Genomic DNA, 19,064 nt, shown 5'->3' with positions numbered 1-19,064 from the left:
AAAAATGGGTGCAAAAAAAGAGAAAATGTCAATTTTGACACGTTCTCTACTACTAACTAAAGGACTGCGAATAATAACCTCGTACCTGCCGCTTAACTTCCTTCTCTATAACTTACTTTTTAATGCATGATGTTGCTCGTCTAAACGATAAATAAAGGCAAAAACTTCCGCTACCGCCTGATATAATTCTTCTGGAATAGATGCGTTCAAATCCAATTGCCCCAACAGTTGCATGAGGTTTGGATCCTCATAAACAGGCACATCATGTAGTGCCGCCTGCTCTAATATCGTATCTGCAATTTTCCCCTTCCCCTTCGCGACAACTGTTGGACCATTGCTTTTGGTAGGATTATAGGAAAGTGCAATTGCCTCTTTTCGTACATATTTCTTTTCGCTCATACGCGAATATCCACCTCGCTCTGCTGTTCCATATCATCTTTTGAATTTTGTCTACCTTTTTCTGATATTGATTTTTCAAACGGTTTAATAAAGACGCCAGATAAATGATATTCTTTCTCTCCTAAACCTTGTTTTAACGTTTGTTTAAGAGGTTCCGCTAGTACATCAATATTCGGATTGTCATTAAAGACATTAATCGTAATAACACGGTTTTGTACTTGCATATCCACGACTGTTTCTTGTAGCGATGCCATTTGTAAATAAAACAGAACCCTGGCATAATTGGCATCAATTTTCCCATCGTCCTTCATGCGTCCATTCCATTGCAACGTAGCGTCCATCTTTTTACCGAAAAATTCAAGTGGTACTTGCATAACCAGCTGATGCTGATGACCGTTTTCACTTGATAATAATTGCATCCCGTTCATACGGGCTATTACCGTCTCGGCTGAATCCTTTAGTGTTGACGGTGTTTGGACATCTTGAATAAGTGCTAGCAGTTGAGGTTTTAGCTGTTGGGCAATTACTTGAACGTCGGTTGCTGACTTATTTGATAATGCTGCCTCATAACTAATCCCTAGCCCCTTTAGCACCGTTTTCATCGCTTGCTCCATCGCTTTGCTATCAATAGCCACCTGTACTTGCGATTCCGACTGTGTAAGGAGTGTTTGAACTGCTGGATGTGGGGAGTCTGTCGCCACTCTCACTAAATTGCGGAATAGTACGTCGTTAGTTTGCATGTGTGCGTCTGGCTTCATTAAAGATAGTAATTGGTCCTTCGTCGATAAACCATTGTCGTTTTGTGTAAATAGACGACTTGCAGTATTTTCCGAAAAAGCCTTTGCAAATTGCTCTTGCATTTGTTTAGCGAAAACTTCGAGTGTTTGTTTATTTTGTGGTAGCTGGGTAAATCGTTGAACAAGTTGCTGCAGTTGTTCCTTTTGATTAGATGTCAACAAGCTTTCATTGGAGATCCAAGACTTCACTTGTTCAACCAACAGCATACTATTTTCAGGCTTGGCGTTCATAATTTGTTGGACTACTTGACCTGCCTGGGTAATGGATGTTACCGGACTAGCTTGAGAAATTTGCTGCATGCTTTGTACAGACCAGTTTTGTAAATTGGCTGATTGCGGTAGCACACCCATCTCTTTCAGCATCGTGAGTGCCTGAGTTTTAACAGCAAGTGGTGCTGTTAAATCTGTTAATGTTTGCATCGCACGCGCTAAAATTACACCACCTATTTCTGCATCAAACGGTTTTGCAAGCGCCTGAATTTGCTGCAATACATTGGACTTTAATGCTTCATTGCCTCCTGCTTGGTTTGCTAACAGCTGCGCCAAATTCGCTAATGTAGCTGATATACCATCTGTTTTTGCCCCTTGTATGAGTGCCTGAAATACATCCTTTGTAAACGGCATTTTCAATTCAATCATGCGCTGCAATGCAACAAGCGCATCTTGTTTTATATTGCCTTCAGCTAAATTTTTCATCCAAGCCTCTGCCTGCACGAGCTGGCCTTTTGAAATCGGTACTTGTTCCTTCATAAAATGCGACATAACCTGTTGCATTTCTGACGTTTTTGGTAAATTCATGGAGTCCAATAGCTGATTTAGCTGTTGTGTTGGTGTCATCGTTTGCGTCATAGGCCCTGTAACAACTTTTAGCTCCGTTTGGGCATTTGTATTCGTCACTTGAAAGAAATGTGCGTCACCGACTTTTAACGGCACTTCAAGCTTTGCTATCAGCTTATGACTACCAACTTGCACTTCTGCCATTTGATCGGGATACAATTGCTTAATCGTCCCGTGAAACACTTGTCCTTGTTTTAATGTAAGCGGCTGATTAAGCTGCACATTTTTCGTTTGCATTTGGATCGGATTAAATGATGTTGAGGTCATGTCTCGTCACTCCTTTTGTACAATCATGGATTTGATTGGCTCAAAGCTTTTGCGATGATGCTCAGTTGGTCCGTAGTTTTCTAGCGCTTCTAAATGTTGCTTCGTTCCATAACCAGCATGTTGGGCAAAACCGTATTGCGGAAACAGTTCATGAAGTTGTTCCATATAGTCGTCACGCGCGGTTTTTGCTAAAATTGATGCCGCAGCAATAGCCAAGCTTTTCGCATCGCCTTTAATAACCGACGCTTGCGGGATATCGATTGGTAGCGTCATCGCATCCGCTAACACAAAATCTGGTTTTATTTCAAGCGCTTCAATACTTGCCTTCATCGACTGCTTCGTGGCCTCGTAAATATTAATCGCATCTATTACTTCCGCCGGTTGGAAATGAACAGCATAAGCAATCGCATGCGTCTTAATCATCGCAACAAATTTTTCACGCGTTTCTTTTGATAGCTGTTTGGAATCATTAATACCAAGTAGTTCTCCACAGTAATTCGGTAAAATAACAGCGGCTGTCACTACTGGCCCTGCTAGCGGCCCACGCCCGGCCTCATCCGTGCCTGCAATGAATGCATCAGGATGTGGTAAATACGACGCATCAAAGGCTAGCTTTTCCGTATGAGCGTCTTGTAGTTGCTGTTGCTTCTGCAGACGTTTTTGGAACTGCGCCCACGCCTTTTGTACACCACTGCGTTCATCTTGCACAATAGCGTCCATCCAAGGTTCTTGCTGCTGTGCTTGTTTCAATGCTTCTGTAATTTCTTTAATTGTTGTCATGTTATTACTCCTTGTACCTGTCTATATGTTTTATCGGATTATTTCTTTTATTATAAAATAAGGGCTCTACACCAGAATCTGTACTTAATAGCACATTCCACTCCAGGCGGACGCTTTCCGTTCCATGTGCTTATAAAGTAGTACACTTTCTTTTTAAGTAAAGCACATGTTTCGGTAAAGAACCAAAAAAATAAGAAAACCTTTTTCACCGTAGTGAAAAAGGTCTCATCAAATTATTGTTGTTCTCGCTCTTTTTCAAGTTGCTCAGAAACGAAGTCAAATGTCAATTTACCCAGATGTTGATTACGAATATCACGAACGATTAGTTGTGATACTTGGTCATAGTCAACTTCCCCGCCTTGTCCAAATACGCGACGTAGCTTACCGATATGGTCAAATGTTACGACTAATTCTTCGTCAACCGCTGTAATGCCGTAGCGTTCTTCCATACGTTTTGGATAATGAACAGATAGGAAATTTAGCCCGTATACAGCTAGGTCTTCCATATTTGTAATCGTATCCTTAATCGCACCTGTTAATGCTAGTTTATAGCCAATTTCTTGATCCTCAAACTTCGGCCATAAAATCCCTGGTGTATCCAGTAGCTCGATTTCTTTGCCTACTTTAATCCATTGTTGCGCTTTCGTCACACCTGGCATATTCCCTGTTTTCGCAAGGTTTTTCTTGGCTAATCGGTTAATAAGTGTCGATTTCCCTACGTTTGGAATACCAACGATCATCGCACGAATAGCACGTGGCTTCATCCCTTTTGATTTCATACGCGCCCATTTTTCTGCTAACACTTCTTGCGCAGCTTTTGTTACTGCCTGTAGCCCCTTACCCTCTAACGAGTTAATCACTACCGCCTTATGCCCGCGCTCCTCAAAATACGCAATCCATTTACGCGTTTCATGCTCATCCGCCATATCCTGTTTATTTAAAATAAGCAGGCGTGGCTTTTGGTTAATTACTTCGTCAATCATCGGGTTACGTGAGGATAACGGCAGGCGTGCGTCGACTAACTCAAAAATAATGTCGACTAGCTTCAGATTTTCCGATACTTGTCGGCGAGCTTTCGCCATATGTCCTGGGAACCATTGAATTGTCATGGTGAATTCCTCCTTTGTTGTATTCAATATAAGAAAAGCGCATTCGCGCCCGTTTGCACGCGACAGCTGCTTGCGAGCACGAAGCGAAAGTAAATGCTCCCCCACTTTCGCCCGAGGGATCGAAGCGACTTCGAGCGTGCGGCGCGAATGCCTAGACATTATCAAAAAGTTATACTTTCTTATCTTTTTAGAAAGAAACATCTTCCTCCAAAATAGTGCAAGATGTTGTCTTATTTATGTGGATATTCTCTTCTTATCCACTAAAAAATGAGGAGATTGCAGGAACCTCCTCATCCATCGTTTATTTAATTACTTAACGATTTCAATTTCATTTAAAGGCCAGAAAATAATGCTAGTATTACCGATGATTTCTTTTTGGTCTACAAGACCGATATGGCGGCTATCCTTACTAAAACGACGGTTGTCACCCATTACAAAAATAGAGCCTTCGGGAATTACATCTAGAGACGGATTAATATCACGTAATGTAAAATCACCAGTTAAATTACCTTCTGTAATTTCGGCTTTATACGGTTCTAAATATGGCTCATCGATCGGTTCACCATTAATATATAGTTGATCATCTTTATATTCCACATAGTCACCCGGTAAACCAATTACACGTTTAATATAATCCTTTTGCTCTGGTGCATGGAAGACGACAATGTCGAATCGGTCCGGACTACCAATTTTATAGCCAATTTTATTCACAATCATACGATCGCCATTTTCAAGGGTTGGCATCATTGATTCCCCATCAACTACAATTGGTGTAAATAAAAAGTAACGAATGAATGCTGCAATTGCGAATGCTATTAGTAGAGCTTTCGTCCATTCCCAAAGCTCATTTTTTTCTTTTTGAGTTTTTTCCACGCAGATGTCCCCCTCATATATCACCATTTTATTGTAAACGAAATATGTATTACAAGCAAAAAAATAATCCGATTATCACAATAGATTACCGCTTTTTTATTTTAGAAAGACACATCCCGCCCCAAAATAGGGCGAGATGTTGTCCTTTTTATGAGGTAAAAAAAGTGAAATTTTCTTCACTACCAAAAGAAAAGGAGCTTGTATTAACAAGCCCCTTTCTTAAAAAGTGATTATCGAATTTCTTTAATACGCGCAGCTTTACCACGTAGGTTACGTAGGTAGTAAAGTTTAGCACGACGAACTTTACCTTTACGAACGATTTCTAATTTAGCCATTTTAGGTGTGTGTACTGGGAAAGTACGTTCTACACCAACGCCGTAAGAAATTTTACGCACTGTGAAAGTTTCGCTAATTCCGCCACCACGACGTTTAATAACTACACCTTCGAATAATTGGATACGCTCACGAGTACCCTCAACAACTTTAACGTGTACCTTAACAGTGTCACCAGGACGGAATGAAGGTAGGTCAGAACGAAGTTGATCTTTAGTGATTTCTGTAATAATGTTTGACATTGTTTTTCTCTCCTTAGACAGATGCTCATGCACGCACCTATTTGGGCCACAGCGGAACACCGTAATTCAGTACTCCACATAGAAGTACAGAATGAATGTTACCACAAATATTCATTGCGTGCAAGCACCTTATTTTTCGTTTTCTGCTTTTAATTTTTCTAGAATCGCTAATTGCTTTGGCGATAACTCAAGTGCTTCAAAAAGATCTGGACGACGCTCTAGTGTACGCTTAAATGACTGCTCCTCACGCCACGCTTCAATTTTTGCGTGGTTACCGCTCGTCAGTACATCAGGCACCTTCATCCCTCTAAAATCAGCTGGACGTGTGTAATGAGGATGCTCAAGTAGTCCTGTAGAGAACGAATCTTGGATATGAGAATCGGCTTGACCTAGAACGCCAGGTAGTAATCGCACAACCGCATCAATAACCGTCATTGCAGGTAATTCGCCACCCGTTAATACAAAGTCACCAATCGAAATTTCATCCGTTACAAGATGCTCACGGATGCGCTCATCATAGCCTTCGTAATGACCACAAAGGAAAACCAGCTCTTCTTCTTGAGCAAGCTCTTCAGCCTTCTTCTGATTGAAGCGTTCGCCTTGTGGACACATTAAGATGACACGCGGCGTACGACCCTCTGTAATCGCTTCTACAGCGTTAAACATCGGCTCCGGCTTTAACACCATGCCCGCGCCGCCCCCGTACGGATAATCATCTACTTGCTTATGCTTATTATCTGTGAAGTTGCGGATATCAGATACCGCTAGACTAACAGCGCCTTTCTCCTGCGCCTTCTTTAAAATCGAAGCGCCAAAAACACCTTCGAACATATCAGGAAACAAGCTAAGTACATGAATCTTCATTATAATAAGCCTTCCATCACATGAATCGTAATTTTCTTTTCTTCTACATTAATTTCCTTCACGACATCTTCAATATACGGAATATAGTATTTTTTGCCGCCACTCGCTTTAATTTCCCATACATCATTGGCACCCGTTTCTAAAATGTCCGTGACAACACCGATTAATTCGCCTTCTTCTGAATACACTTCACAGTCTTTGATTTCAAAGTGGTAGTATTCATTTTCTTCTAGCTCATCATCCGCTAATTGGTCCATCGTAATTTTTAGCAAACCCTCTTTAAAAGGCTCAACTAAATTAATATTTTCCATGCCTTCAAATGTAACTAATATAAAGTTTTTATGACGACGTGCTGAACCGATTGTAATCCATGTCGGTTTTTTATCATCCTTTTTAAATGCTGCTAACTTACTGCCAACCGCAAAGCGATCTTCTTCAAAATCTGATGTTGAAATTATGCGTAATTCTCCACGAATCCCGTGTGTATTCACAATCCGTCCTACGTTAAACCATTCCATACTGTTCACCTCTAGCTTAGTATTTCCTATTTATATGTGTTTATATAAAAAAAGAAGGGGAAGCCGCTGCTCCCACCTCTTTTTAATCCAATATATCGACGTAAGTCTTTTTCTTATGGTAACCGCTCGCCGCTGAATAAACAATAGTACGAACTGCTTTCGCAACGCGCCCTTGCTTGCCTATGACTTTCCCTCGATCCTCTGGATGAACAAAAAGCTTATAAACAACTCGATTAGCATTCTCGTCCGTCTCAATACGAACTGTTTCTGGATAATCGACTAATGGTTTCACAATTGCCTCAATCAGCTGCTTCAAGTGCGGCACCTCCGATTATTTACTGAATTTTTGGTTATGGAATTTCTCCATGATACCTTGTTCTGAGAACAGGTTACGTACAGTATCAGATGGTTTTGCGCCATCAGCTAACCATTTAAGAGCTTTCTCTTCATCGATAGCAACTGTTGCTGGAGTAGTAAGTGGATTATAAGTACCCACTGTTTCGATTTGACGACCGTCACGTGGTGAACGAGCGTCTGCAACTACGATACGATAGAAAGGAGATTTTTTAGCTCCCATACGTTTTAAGCGAATTTTAACTGCCATTTTAATAGCACCTCCGAATAAGTTTCACACAAGATAGTATATTATCAATGTTTGTGATGTTTGTAAAGTGTTTTTTCTTAACACCTTAAAAAATACGTAATTTTTTATTTAAATAACGAGTCAAATCCAGGTAATTTCATCTTCTTCTTGCCTTTTCCTGATGTCATTCCCGTCATTTGCTTCATCATTTTTTTCATTTCCTCGAACTGTTTTAACAGACGATTGACTTCTTGAATCGATCTACCTGAACCTGTCGCAATACGCTTTTTACGGCTTGCTTGAATGATTTCTGGATTCGTCTTTTCTGCAGGTGTCATCGAATAGATGATTGCTTCAATGTGACCCATTTGCTTTTCGTCAACTTTTACGTTGTCTAGGCCTTTCATTTTGCCGGCACCTGGAATCATTTTTAATAAATCTTCCAGTGGTCCCATTTTTTTCACCGCTTGTAATTGCTCGACAAAATCGTCCAATGTGAATGTTTGCGTCATGAACTTTTCTTCAAGCTCTTTCGCTTTTTCCATATCGACGTTTGCTTGCGCTTTTTCAATTAGCGATAACACGTCGCCCATTCCTAAAATACGAGATGCCATACGTTCTGGATGGAATGGCTCAAGCGCATCCATTTTTTCACCCATACCGACAAATTTAATTGGTTTTTCCGTTACAGCACGGATTGAAAGTGCTGCACCACCACGCGTATCACCGTCTAACTTCGTTAATACGACACCAGTAATGCCGACTGCTTCATTAAAGCTTTGCGCAACGTTTACTGCATCTTGACCTGTCATTGCATCGACAACTAGGAACACTTCATCCGGCTCTTTTAATGCCCGAATATCTTTTAATTCCTGCATTAATGTTTCGTCAATATGCAAACGTCCTGCTGTATCGATAATAACTACATCATAGTGTTCTTCTTTCGCATGCTCTAATGCTTGGCGCGCAATTTCCACTGGTGAAATATCTGTGCCTAGTGCAAATACTGGAAGAGATAGCTGCTTACCTAATGTCTCGAGCTGTTGAACAGCGGCTGGACGGTAAACGTCAGCTGCTACAAGTAACGGCTTACGATTATACTTTTTACGTAAAACGTTTGCTAATTTACCTGTAGTTGTCGTTTTACCGGCACCTTGAAGACCGACCATCATAATAACAGTTGGTGGCTTCGTGTTAAATTTAATCGGGCTTTGTTCGCCACCCATTAAATTTGTTAGCTCTTCTTGTACGATTTTAATGACTTGTTGGCCAGGTGTTAAGCTTTTCATGACGTCAGAGCCCACAGCACGCTCACTAACTTTTTTAACGAATTCTTTTACGACTTTTAAGTTAACGTCCGCTTCAATTAATGCAAAACGGACTTCGCGCATCATTTCTTTAACGTCTTGCTCAGAAACTTTACCTTTACCCTTAATCTTTTGGATGGTTCCTTGGAGTCGGTCTGCCAATCCTTCAAATGCCATTCGAGTTCGCCCCCTAATCCGATTCCTTCAATTGTTCAATTAACGCAAGACGCGCCTCAAGTGAAGTGTCGTCTTTTAACGCGTTTGTCAGCAGTTCTAACACTTGCTGACGCTGCTGGAATTTCCCAAATAGTTGTAGTTTATTTTCATATTCTTCAAGCATTGCCTCTGTACGACGAATGTTATCGTATACCGCTTGACGTGAAATTCCGTACGATTCAGCAATCTCTCCTAATGAGTGATCATCTAAATAGTAAAGTTCCATATAACTTCGTTGTTTATCAGTTAATAAAGCTTGATAAAAGTCGAAGAGAAAGTTCATGCGTGTTGTTTTTTCAAGTAGCATCTTAATCTCTCCAATCATAATTTGTCTACTGTATCATAATGGTTTTTAACCATACTGTCAAGGTTAATTACTTGTCTAAAAATATGGTTGTTTTTTTTGAACATCCCCAACGCCACTAAAAAACCCGCTACAAATTCGTAGCGGGCTGAAACTTAGTCTTCTATTTCTTTCAGTTCTTTTTCAATACCTTCAGCAAATAAACCGTATACATAGCGTTCTGCATCGAACGGTTGTAAGTCGTCCATTTTTTCACCTAAACCAATAAGCTTTACCGGTATGTGCAGTTTGTTACGAATCGCTAGCACGATACCACCTTTAGCCGTACCGTCAAGCTTCGTTAACACAATTCCGGTCACATTCGTTACTTCTTTGAACATTTGCGCCTGAACCAATGCATTTTGACCAGTTGTTGCGTCAAGTGCAAGTAATACTTCATGCGGTGCGTCCGGAATTTCACGAGAAATAACACGGTGCACCTTTTCAAGCTCATTCATTAAGTTTACTTTATTTTGTAGACGGCCTGCAGTATCACAAATCAACACATCAGCACCACGATTTTTTGCTGCTCGAATCGCGTCATACATAACAGCTGCTGGATCTGAGCCTTCTGATTGCTTAATGACTTCACAACCAACACGGTCGCCCCAAACTTGTAATTGTTCAATGGCCCCTGCACGGAATGTATCCCCTGCTGCAAGCATCACTGTTCTACCTTCTGATTTAAGGCGGTGAGCTAATTTACCAATCGTCGTAGTTTTACCAACACCATTTACTCCAACGAATAGAATAACAGTTAACTCACCTTGTTTTTGAATATTTAGCTCAGTTAAGTTTTCCTCACCAGATTCATAAATTTCAACAAGTTTCTCTGAAATAATTGTTTGGATGCCGCTTGTATCTTTAATGTTTTGGCGCTGTACTTCATAGCGAAGTTTATCCATTAGTTCCATAACCGTTTCAAAGCCTACATCCGCTTGTAATAGCACATCTTCAAGCTCTTCAAAGAAATCTTCATCCACTTTACGGTAACGCGCTACAAGATCATTTACTTTTGATGTAAATGAATTACGTGTTTTTTCTAAACCCGCTTTGAATTTTTGTGTAATTGACCAAGCAGAAGGTTTTTTCTCTTCGACAACTTCTTCAATAACCTCTTCTACTAAACCTTCCGCTTGTTTCTCAGCAGTTGGTTGTTCTGTTTGGATTTCCTCTTGTTGTCGCTGTTCTTCTTCTACTTCTTCAACAGGTATTGTTTCAATAATAACTTCTTCTGTTACAGTTTCTAATACATCCTGCTCAGTAGTTTGGGCATCCGAATCCCGTTGTTCCGCTTGCGGTTCAATCAACGTTTGTTCTTCTGAATGGCCTATTAATTTTTCCTTTAATCGTTTAAAAAAGCTCATGTTTATACACTCCCTTGTCCTACTAATGCAACCTCTTCTTCAAGCTTTACGGACACAAGTTTCGAAACGCCCGATTCCTGCATCGTAATTCCGTATAGAACGTCCGCACCTTCCATCGTTCCTTTACGATGGGTAATAACGATGAACTGGGTTTTTTCACTAAATTTCCTTAAATAATCACTATAGCGCACTACATTTGATTCATCTAAAGCCGCTTCCACTTCATCCAGAATACAGAATGGTACTGGACGCGTATTTAGAATGGCAAATAATAAAGCAATTGCCGTTAAGGCACGCTCACCACCAGATAATAGGCTTAAATTTTGCAACTTTTTACCGGGAGGCTGTGCGACAATTTCAATTCCTGTTTCTAACATATTTTCTGGATCAAGCAATACTAAATCTGCTTGACCACCACCAAATAGCTCTCGGAAGGAAATTTTAAATTGGGCACGAATCATGGTGAATGTTTCACTAAAGCGAAGCGTCATTTCCTCGTCCATTTCCTTAATTGCCTCGTGAAGCGTTTCTTGCGCAGAAAGTAAATCTGATCGTTGCTCTGTTAAGAAAACATGACGCTCTAGCACACGATCATATTCTTCAATTGCAGCTAAGTTCACTGGACCTAGCTCCTCAATCGACTGTTTTAATAATTTTACTTTACGGCGTACTTGCTCTTCATCTTCAATAGCAATAGCTTCGTCCTGTGCATCTTCAAAATCAAGTTCATATTGCTCTTCAAGTTGCTCATGTAAGCTCGCCATTTCGAATTCAATACGGCTACACTTTAGTTCAAGTGTACGCAGTGCTTCAACAAATCCCTTATGCACACGTAGTACTTCTTGTAACTTTAGTTCAATCGCTATCATTTGCTCTTGAAGTGTTGTACGTGCCTCGCGATTTTTTTTAATTGCTTCTGTAAGAGCGATTTTTTTCTTCGTCCATTCTCCAACAGTTGCTTCGATTTCTTCAACAGACGGTCCATTTACCCCGTCTTCCGATTCAATCCATTGAATTTCCTGGGAAATCTTCTCGACTAATTGCTTCGCTTTGGATAAGTTAACTGCAATTTCAGCAGTCGCAATTTGAACTTGTCCTAACTGCTCCTGGGCAACAGCTAATTCAGAACGTTTTTGTGCAGATTGCTCACGTAGCGCGTCTTTTTGTGTTTCACCTTGCGCCTTCGCTAACGTCAGCTGATCAACGAGTTCATTTACTTCTTGGAGCTCCACCTGCAATTGCTCAAGTCGATTTTGTGCCTGTACCTTTTGCTCTGCTGATGACTCTTTACGTGTTGTTAAAGTAGATTGCTCCGATGTAGTTAGGGAAACCGTAGATTGTAGGCTTTTCACCGTCATCTCAAGTTCAAGCAATTTCGAACGATGGATTTGCTCCTCTTCACGCATTGCTTCACCTTGTAGTTTCATTTCCTCTAATGAATGGCGTAGCGTAATTATTTGTTCCTTTTGTGCGGCTACCATTTGTTCCGCATGTTGAATCGTCGCATCCATTTCAGCTAACGTAGTTGTAAGCTTTTCTAGCTCCGCTTTGCGTGAAAATAGTGAAGACTGTTGCTTCAGCGCACCACCTGTTAAGGAACCACCTGCATTGACAATATCACCTTCAAGCGTTACAACACGGTATTTAAAGCCGATTAGACGTGCAATTTGACTAGCTCCTTCTAAGTTGGCTGCAACGAGCACATTACCAAGTAAGTTTTCTACAATAGAACGATTTTCCTCATCAAATGATACGAGCTCATAGGCGACTTTTACAAACGCAGGATGCTCCATAACTGTCGCTAATTGCGCTGGGAACAACTTACGCGATTTCATAACGGTTTTCGGTAAAAAAGTCGCACGTCCTGCACGTTTTTGCTTCAACCAGCTAATCGCCTGTTGTGCATGCTGTTCGCTCGCTGTCACGATATGCTGTGATGCCGCACCTAATGCCGTTTCAATTGCCTGTGAATAATACGCATCTACTTGAACTAATTCAGCAACTGCGCCTTCAATTCCCGCAAGCTCGCCTCGATCACGCGCAAGTAAGACTTCTTTTACACCGTGAAAGAAGCCCGAGAAATCCAATTCAAGCTCCGCCAATGTTTCTTTACGAGCCTTTAATTGTTGCTGATGCTGATAAGCTTTAAAAAGCAATGACTGCTTGTCATCTAAATCCGTTGTCGCTGATTTCAACTGCATTTGAAGTAATTCATATTGCGCTAATTGATCTTTTACAGCTGACTCTACCTTCTGTAAAAGTTGCGTTGTTACTTCTTTTAAGGCTAAAGATTGGTCGAGCTCTTTTTGCATTTCTGTTGAACGGCCTGTCATGCGCGTAGCCGTTTCTTGTTGCTGCACGAGCTGCTGCTCAATGTGTTTCAGCTCATTTTTTACAGTTGCTTCTTCGTTTAGTAAATCAATGTATTTATTTTTCGAATGTTCGATTTCTGCTTCGATTTCTGAAACAGAACGCATTAACGATTGCTCTAGTTGCTTAATAACTTGGCGAATTTGTTGTACTTCTTTTTGCTTGACGTCAAACTGAGCTTTTTTCTCAGCTTCATTTAACTCAAGCTCTTGTACAACTAACTTGGCATCCTGCAACTGCACACGTGATTGTTGCAGGTGTTTTTCGGCATTTGAGCGCTTTTCATTCATGAGCGCTTTTCGGCCTTCCCAGCGTTCTACTTCTGAGCTCGCTTCTACTAATTGTTCCTGCGATGTATCGAGTACATCATCAATCGACTTTAACTGCACACGAATATCACGCATTGTTTTTTCAAACTGCGTAATTTCTGCCGCGTACTTTTGTTCAGTTATTGACAGTTCTTCATGTTCCTGTTTAAAGGCACGAAGCGTTTTCTCATTGGCAATTAAATCGTGCACGATTAACGCAATATCGAAATCCTTTAACTCGGTAGACATACGCACATAATCGCTTGCGCTTGATGCCTGCATTTTTAACGGTTCCAGGCGACTTTCAATTTCATGTAAAATATCAAGCACGCGATCTAAGTTACCATCAGTCTCAACAAGCTTATGCTCCGCTTTTTTCTTACGAAGCTTGTATTTCAAAACACCTGCCGCCTCTTCAAAAATACTACGACGGTCATCCGGGCGGCTATTTAAAATTTCATCGACACGCCCTTGAGAAATAATCGAAAACGCCTCTTTACCCAGTCCGGAATCCATAAACAAGTCCGTAATATCCTTCAGGCGACATTGCTGGTTGTTCAGCAAATATTCGCTATCACCTGAACGATACACACGTCTCGTCACACTTATTTCAGTGTAAGGGACTGCAATTCGCTCATCTTCGTTATCTAATACTAATGTTACTTCCGCAAAGTTTAGTGGTTTACGTGATTCACTTCCCGCAAAAATGACATCTTCCATTTTTGCACCACGCAACGACTTTGCAGACTGTTCTCCTAACACCCAACGAATTGCGTCCGTTACATTACTTTTTCCACTACCATTAGGACCAACTACCGCTGTAACCCCAGGTACAAAATCAATTCCAATACGCTCGGCAAATGATTTGAAGCCAACTACTTCAAGTCGTTTAAGGAACATTTTATTCCTCCCCTTGCAACGACTGTTTCAGCATGATCATTGCACTTTGCGCTGCTTGCTGCTCAGCCTCTTTCTTCGATTTACCACGGCCCACACCTAAATCTTTGTCATTTAACAAGACACGAGATACGAATGTACGATTATGGGCTGGCCCTTTTTCATCAACAATTTCGTAATGTAATAAGCCGTTGTTCGATTGCTGTACCATTTCTTGCAATTGACTTTTGAAATCCATCACATGAGAAAAAGCACCGACTTCTACTTTCGGGAAAATAATTCGCTCTAAGAATGTTACGACTACGTCTAGTCCTTGGTCTAAATAAAGTGCACCAACAAATGATTCAAACACATCCGCAAGTAATGCAGGACGCTCACGACCACCTGTTAATTCTTCACCTTTGCCAAGTAGGACAAACTGACCGAACTGTAATTCATTCGCAAAAACGACAAGTGATGGCTCGCAAACGATTGAAGCTCGTAACTTCGTTAACTCACCCTCACTCATATGCGGATATTTTTCGAATAAATACTTCGATACAGAAAGTTCTAGTACAGCATCTCCTAAAAACTCTAAGCGCTCATTGTCCGTAAATAACTTGCGGCGATGCTCATTCACATAAGATGAATGTATAAAGGCTTGATATAGTAATGTTTTGTTTATGAATTGAAGATTCAATTCATCTTGTAAAGCTTGAAATTGGTTACGTACTTTTTCAGGGAGTACACCAGATTTCTGATTATTACCTTTTTTTCTTAAAGTCATGGACAATCTGCCTTCCTTCTAGTTTCTATCGTCTAGTTTACATCGTTCTATAGTAATGTGCAAAGGTATACGAGCAAATATTTTTGCTCGTATACCTTCTGCAGCGAAAGGTACTAGCCGTCAATTGTAAAGCCTTGCTAAGTAAAACCTAATTTCCCCAAAAAATGAAAAGAGGCCCCGCTTCACGAAGAATTTCTTCATGAAACGTGCCTCTAAAGCGAATTAGCTAACTTTGCTTTCGATGTAAGTGATTGCGTCACCTACTGTAGCAATTTTCTCAGCGTCTTCGTCAGAAATTTCCATATCGAACTCATCTTCAAATTCCATTACTAATTCTACAACGTCTAATGAATCAGCGCCTAAATCTTCACGGAAAGAAGCTTCTAATTTAATTTCGCTTTCGTCAACGCCTAAACGGTCAACGATTACTTTTGAAACACGTTCTAATACTGTAGTCAAATCGGTCACCTCCCCTCAAATAGTATACAAAATTTAGCCTTTCGTTCCTAGCGAAAACTATGCCATTACCATACCGCCATCTATATGTAATGTTTGCCCTGTAATATAGTTGGCACTATCCGAAGCTAAAAATACAACCGCTTTCGCAATATCCTCTGGCTGACCAAGCTTAGCAAGTGGGATCTGTTTAAGCATCGCCTCTTTCAATTCCTCTGGTAAACCGTCTGTCATTTCCGTAGTAATAAAGCCCGGTGCAAGTGCATTCACTAAAATATTTCGGCTCGCTAATTCCTGTGCGGTTGTTTTCGTCAAACCAATGACACCAGCCTTCGCCGCTACATAATTCGCCTGTCCTGGGTTCCCTGCAACTCCCACAATCGACGAAATATTAATGATGCGACCTGCACGTTGCTTCATCATTTGACGCGTAACAGCTTTCGTACAAAGGAATACCCCTTTAAGATTCGTGTTAATGACATCATCCCACTCATCTTCCTTCATACGCATTAGTAAATTATCGCGTGTGATGCCTGCATTATTTACTAAAATATCAATTGAACCAAAAGTGTCGACTGCTTGCTTCATCAGTGCCTGCACAGCATCCGCATCAGCAATATTCGCTTGTACTGCTACTGCTTTACCGCCATTTGCTTCGATTTCAGCGACTACTTCAAGCGCCTTTTGTTCGCTACCACTATAATTCACAATAATGTTGGCACCTTGACTTGCTAGCTCCAGTGCAATCGCTCGGCCAATGCCGCGTGAAGCTCCTGTCACAACAGCTGTTTTATTCGTTAAACACATTACGCCCACTCCTTCGATGCTTCTACAACTTGTGCAAATGATGCGTCATCATATACACAGTAAGTTTGTACGTTACGATCGATTTTTTTCACAAGTCCTGATAATACTTTCCCAGGCCCGCATTCAATGAAAATCGAAACCCCTTCAGCAATTAGCTTTTCAACATTTTGCTGCCATAATACTGAACTCGTTACTTGATTGACCATTTCCTGCTGAATACTTGCGACATCGGTTAGTAGCTCGGCTGTTACATTACTGACAACTGGAATTTGTGGTGCTTGCAGTGAAAGTCCTGTTACAGTTTTTGCTAATTCATCTGCTGCCGGTTTCATTAGTTGTGAATGAAAAGGTCCACTCACGACTAGTGGTAACGCGCGCTTGGCACCAGCCGCTTTTGCAGCAACACATGCCGCATCTACCCCTTGTTTCGTACCTGAAATAACGATTTGACCTGGGCAGTTAAAGTTTGCAATTTGTACGACTTCCCCACTTTCGGTTACTTCATCGCAAACAGCTTGCAACGCATCTACCTCCATCGCTAAAATAGCTGCCATTGCACCTTTACCCGCTGGCACTGCCTCGTCCATAAATAACCCACGTTTGTGCACCGTTGCAACCGCATCTTCAAATGTCATCACTCCGGAGACAACGAATGCACTATATTCCCCTAAAGAATGACCAGCTGTGAAATGTGGATTAATTCCTGAAAGTTGTAATTTCTTTGCAATCATAGTTCCCGTTGTTAACAGCGCTGGCTGTGCATTATATGTCAACGTTAAGCTTTCTTGCGGACCCTGCAACATCAAGTCCGACAGTGAAAAGCCTAACACTTCATCCGCGCGCTCATAGAATGCTTTACTATCTACTTCTTGCGAAACAAACTCCGCTCCCATCCCAACTTGTTGTGAGCCTTGTCCCGGAAAAATAAAAGCTATCTTTGTCATATTCAGTACCCCTTTGTAATTCATTACTTATTCTGCTTTTGGCATTTGCGCAATCTTTTCAGCAATTGTGTCACATACATTATGCCCTACCATAATGCGCGCTTGGCGAATTGCACTGTAAATTGCCTTTGCATTTGAAGAACCGTGCGCTTTAATAACGGGCGCTTTTAAGCCGAATAACGCTGCGCCACCATACTCTGTGTAGTCCATCTTATTTTTAATCACTTTAAACTGGTCTTTTGCGAGTGCTGCACCAATTTTTGATCTTGTTGTCGACATTAATGCTTCTTTAATCATCGAGAAAAGCGTCCCCGCCGTTCCTTCAATTGTTTTTAGCACCATATTTCCTGTAAAGCCATCTGTTACAACTACATCCGCTACTCCATTTAGCAGTTCGCGGGCTTCTACATTACCTGCAAAGTTGAAGTCTGCATCTTTTAAAAGGCCGAATGCCGCTTTTGTTAGCTCATTCCCTTTTTTATCTTCTGTTCCGATATTAAGTAATCCAACACGAGGTGCTTCAAAACCTCGTACCTTTTTCACGTAAATATCACCCATAATTGCGTATTGTAGCATATGTTCTGGTTTGGCGTCTGCATTCGCACCTAAATCAAGCATTAAAAAACCGTTGCCATCAATTGTCGGTAATGTCGACGCTAGTGCTGGACGCGCAATCCCGTCAATACGGCCAACTTTAAATAAACCCCCAGCCATTAATGCACCCGTATTACCTGCAGATAAACATGCTTCAGCGCGATTTTCAGCTACTGCTTCAAGCATGCGAGCCATCGACGAATCTTTTTTTCGGCGAACCGCACGTGCCGGATCATCTATACTTTCTACTGTTTCCTCACAGTGAATCACTTGTAAGCGTTCGTGTGGTTTTAAGTAAGGAGCCATCGCATCCTGTATCCCGTATAATTCAATTTCCACGTCCGGGAAATCCGTTAGCGCTTGTAATACACCTTCCACAATTGCTTGTGGTGCATTGTCTCCACCCATTCCATCTACCGCTAGTTTCATCATGATTCCTCTACACCTTTCGTGCGATACATTTCAAATTCGCCTTTAAAGACGAGCTCATTGTCAACCGTTGACGTAACATCAACATATGTACGATTTTTTTCACTATGTTGCCCACGTACGATTGCTTTCGTCACTACGCGGTCACCCGCCTTTACCGGCTTCAAAAAAATGACGCTCGATTTAGCCGTTAACGCAAGTTCGTCATTAATTACTGCAACCGCTAAAGAATTCGATTGCGCAAACAAATGATGCCCTCGCGCAATCCCATTACGCTGGAATACATGCTCTTCCTTTACGTCAAAAATTGATAATGCACGTTTATCTAATTCAATATCTATAATTTCACCAATCACTTCATCAAGCGGAAGTGATTTTACTTCGTTTTCGTAGTTTTTTGCTGCCACATCTTTAATACGTTCACGTAGCTCTGGTATCGCCAGTTCCATACGATCTAATCGTATCGTCTGTACACTCACAACAAATTCTGTAGCTAGTTGTTCATCAGTGACGAATGGATTCTCAATAATTTTTTCAGTTAATAATCGTTGACGCTCTTTTTTGGAACGCTTCATCCTCATTCGCCACCTACCTTAAAGTCTCTATATGTAAGTTTAACATCAGTATTAGCACTTGGTACTAATACCAGTATACATTC

The 19,064-nt window shown here is 41.1% G+C and carries 20 protein-coding genes; all 20 read right to left on the bottom strand.

Annotated elements, in window-relative coordinates:
- Nucleotides 1–105: 105 nt before the first annotated feature.
- Nucleotides 106–399 carry an EscU/YscU/HrcU family type III secretion system export apparatus switch protein gene (locus tag MHH87_RS04655; protein WP_340748160.1) on the bottom strand — a complete coding sequence of 98 codons (294 nt, stop codon included), beginning with the start codon at nt 397–399 and terminating at the stop codon, nt 106–108.
- Nucleotides 396–2,300 (bottom strand): hypothetical protein, encoded by a 1,905-nt coding sequence (locus tag MHH87_RS04650; protein ID WP_340748159.1) that lies wholly within the window; start codon nt 2,298–2,300, stop codon nt 396–398. The genes MHH87_RS04655 and MHH87_RS04650 overlap by 4 nt, the downstream gene beginning before the upstream one ends.
- A 6-nt stretch (nt 2,301–2,306) precedes the next feature.
- Entirely contained in the window at nt 2,307–3,080 is a 774-nt protein-coding gene (locus MHH87_RS04645; RefSeq protein ID WP_340748158.1) for a ribonuclease HII, read from the bottom strand.
- Nucleotides 3,081–3,313: 233 nt separating this feature from the next.
- Nucleotides 3,314–4,189 (bottom strand): ribosome biogenesis GTPase YlqF, encoded by an 876-nt coding sequence (gene ylqF, locus MHH87_RS04640; protein WP_340748157.1) that lies wholly within the window; start codon nt 4,187–4,189, stop codon nt 3,314–3,316.
- Between the two features lie 309 nt (nt 4,190–4,498).
- Nucleotides 4,499–5,062, bottom strand: coding sequence for a signal peptidase I (gene lepB / locus MHH87_RS04635; RefSeq protein WP_340748156.1), 564 nt, complete (start codon nt 5,060–5,062; stop codon nt 4,499–4,501).
- Between the two features lie 230 nt (nt 5,063–5,292).
- The gene (gene rplS, locus MHH87_RS04630; protein ID WP_340748155.1) at nt 5,293–5,637 is read right to left on the bottom strand and encodes a 50S ribosomal protein L19; all 345 of its coding nucleotides are present in this window, start codon (nt 5,635–5,637) and stop codon (nt 5,293–5,295) included.
- Between the two features lie 129 nt (nt 5,638–5,766).
- A complete protein-coding gene (trmD, locus tag MHH87_RS04625) occupies nt 5,767–6,501 on the bottom strand; it encodes a tRNA (guanosine(37)-N1)-methyltransferase TrmD (RefSeq protein ID WP_340748154.1) in 735 nt (244 codons plus the stop codon).
- Nucleotides 6,501–7,019, bottom strand: a complete 519-nt coding sequence (gene rimM, locus MHH87_RS04620) for a ribosome maturation factor RimM (protein ID WP_340748153.1) — start codon at nt 7,017–7,019, stop codon at nt 6,501–6,503. The genes trmD and rimM overlap by 1 nt, the downstream gene beginning before the upstream one ends.
- An 82-nt stretch (nt 7,020–7,101) precedes the next feature.
- Nucleotides 7,102–7,335: a KH domain-containing protein gene (locus tag MHH87_RS04615; protein ID WP_340748152.1), complete on the bottom strand. Its 234-nt coding sequence runs from the start codon at nt 7,333–7,335 to the stop codon at nt 7,102–7,104.
- A 15-nt stretch (nt 7,336–7,350) separates the two neighbouring features.
- Nucleotides 7,351–7,623, bottom strand: a complete 273-nt coding sequence (gene rpsP, locus MHH87_RS04610; protein WP_042471867.1) for a 30S ribosomal protein S16 — start codon at nt 7,621–7,623, stop codon at nt 7,351–7,353.
- A gap of 104 nt (nt 7,624–7,727) precedes the next feature.
- Nucleotides 7,728–9,086, bottom strand: coding sequence for a signal recognition particle protein (gene ffh / locus MHH87_RS04605; protein ID WP_340748151.1), 1,359 nt, complete (start codon nt 9,084–9,086; stop codon nt 7,728–7,730).
- Nucleotides 9,087–9,099: 13 nt separating this feature from the next.
- On the bottom strand, nt 9,100–9,432 hold the full coding sequence (locus MHH87_RS04600; RefSeq protein WP_340748150.1) for a putative DNA-binding protein: 333 nt from the start codon (nt 9,430–9,432) through the stop codon (nt 9,100–9,102).
- 152 nt (nt 9,433–9,584) lie between these two features.
- Nucleotides 9,585–10,835 (bottom strand): signal recognition particle-docking protein FtsY, encoded by a 1,251-nt coding sequence (gene ftsY / locus MHH87_RS04595; RefSeq protein WP_340748149.1) that lies wholly within the window; start codon nt 10,833–10,835, stop codon nt 9,585–9,587.
- Nucleotides 10,836–10,837: 2 nt separating this feature from the next.
- Nucleotides 10,838–14,413: a chromosome segregation protein SMC gene (gene smc, locus MHH87_RS04590; protein WP_340748148.1), complete on the bottom strand. Its 3,576-nt coding sequence runs from the start codon at nt 14,411–14,413 to the stop codon at nt 10,838–10,840.
- Between the two features lies 1 nt (nt 14,414).
- Nucleotides 14,415–15,176: a ribonuclease III gene (gene rnc, locus MHH87_RS04585; protein WP_340748147.1), complete on the bottom strand. Its 762-nt coding sequence runs from the start codon at nt 15,174–15,176 to the stop codon at nt 14,415–14,417.
- 222 nt (nt 15,177–15,398) lie between these two features.
- Complete coding sequence (acpP, locus tag MHH87_RS04580) at nt 15,399–15,635, bottom strand: acyl carrier protein (protein WP_340748146.1); 237 nt, start codon at nt 15,633–15,635, stop codon at nt 15,399–15,401.
- A 57-nt stretch (nt 15,636–15,692) separates the two neighbouring features.
- On the bottom strand, nt 15,693–16,439 hold the full coding sequence (gene fabG / locus MHH87_RS04575) for a 3-oxoacyl-[acyl-carrier-protein] reductase (protein WP_340748145.1): 747 nt from the start codon (nt 16,437–16,439) through the stop codon (nt 15,693–15,695).
- Nucleotides 16,439–17,383 carry an ACP S-malonyltransferase gene (fabD, locus tag MHH87_RS04570; protein ID WP_340748144.1) on the bottom strand — a complete coding sequence of 315 codons (945 nt, stop codon included), beginning with the start codon at nt 17,381–17,383 and terminating at the stop codon, nt 16,439–16,441. The genes fabG and fabD overlap by 1 nt, the downstream gene beginning before the upstream one ends.
- Nucleotides 17,384–17,410: 27 nt before the next feature.
- Entirely contained in the window at nt 17,411–18,406 is a 996-nt protein-coding gene (gene plsX, locus MHH87_RS04565) for a phosphate acyltransferase PlsX (RefSeq protein WP_340750882.1), read from the bottom strand.
- Nucleotides 18,406–18,981, bottom strand: coding sequence for a transcription factor FapR (gene fapR / locus MHH87_RS04560; protein WP_340748143.1), 576 nt, complete (start codon nt 18,979–18,981; stop codon nt 18,406–18,408). Before fapR ends, plsX begins: the two co-directional genes overlap by 1 nt.
- Nucleotides 18,982–19,064 lie beyond the last annotated feature (83 nt).

It is taken from the genome of Solibacillus sp. FSL H8-0538, from assembly GCF_038003525.1.
Lineage (GTDB): Bacteria > Bacillota > Bacilli > Bacillales_A > Planococcaceae > JBBOPI01.
This window is presented reverse-complemented; position numbering and strand designations above follow the sequence as displayed.

Coding starts and splice junctions, on each gene's coding strand:
- MHH87_RS04655 (WP_340748160.1), bottom strand. CDS start 399: ATGAGCGAAAAGAAATATGTACGAAAAGAGGCAATTGCACTTTCCTAT.
- MHH87_RS04650 (WP_340748159.1), bottom strand. CDS start 2,300: ATGACCTCAACATCATTTAATCCGATCCAAATGCAAACGAAAAATGTG.
- MHH87_RS04645 (WP_340748158.1), bottom strand. CDS start 3,080: ATGACAACAATTAAAGAAATTACAGAAGCATTGAAACAAGCACAGCAG.
- ylqF (WP_340748157.1), bottom strand. CDS start 4,189: ATGACAATTCAATGGTTCCCAGGACATATGGCGAAAGCTCGCCGACAA.
- rplS (WP_340748155.1), bottom strand. CDS start 5,637: ATGTCAAACATTATTACAGAAATCACTAAAGATCAACTTCGTTCTGAC.
- trmD (WP_340748154.1), bottom strand. CDS start 6,501: ATGAAGATTCATGTACTTAGCTTGTTTCCTGATATGTTCGAAGGTGTT.
- rimM (WP_340748153.1), bottom strand. CDS start 7,019: ATGGAATGGTTTAACGTAGGACGGATTGTGAATACACACGGGATTCGT.
- rpsP (WP_042471867.1), bottom strand. CDS start 7,623: ATGGCAGTTAAAATTCGCTTAAAACGTATGGGAGCTAAAAAATCTCCT.
- ffh (WP_340748151.1), bottom strand. CDS start 9,086: ATGGCATTTGAAGGATTGGCAGACCGACTCCAAGGAACCATCCAAAAG.
- MHH87_RS04600 (WP_340748150.1), bottom strand. CDS start 9,432: ATGCTACTTGAAAAAACAACACGCATGAACTTTCTCTTCGACTTTTAT.
- ftsY (WP_340748149.1), bottom strand. CDS start 10,835: ATGAGCTTTTTTAAACGATTAAAGGAAAAATTAATAGGCCATTCAGAA.
- smc (WP_340748148.1), bottom strand. CDS start 14,413: ATGTTCCTTAAACGACTTGAAGTAGTTGGCTTCAAATCATTTGCCGAG.
- rnc (WP_340748147.1), bottom strand. CDS start 15,176: ATGACTTTAAGAAAAAAAGGTAATAATCAGAAATCTGGTGTACTCCCT.
- fabG (WP_340748145.1), bottom strand. CDS start 16,439: ATGTGTTTAACGAATAAAACAGCTGTTGTGACAGGAGCTTCACGCGGC.
- fabD (WP_340748144.1), bottom strand. CDS start 17,383: ATGACAAAGATAGCTTTTATTTTTCCGGGACAAGGCTCACAACAAGTT.
- plsX (WP_340750882.1), bottom strand. CDS start 18,406: ATGAAACTAGCGGTAGATGGAATGGGTGGAGACAATGCACCACAAGCA.
- fapR (WP_340748143.1), bottom strand. CDS start 18,981: ATGAAGCGTTCCAAAAAAGAGCGTCAACGATTATTAACTGAAAAAATT.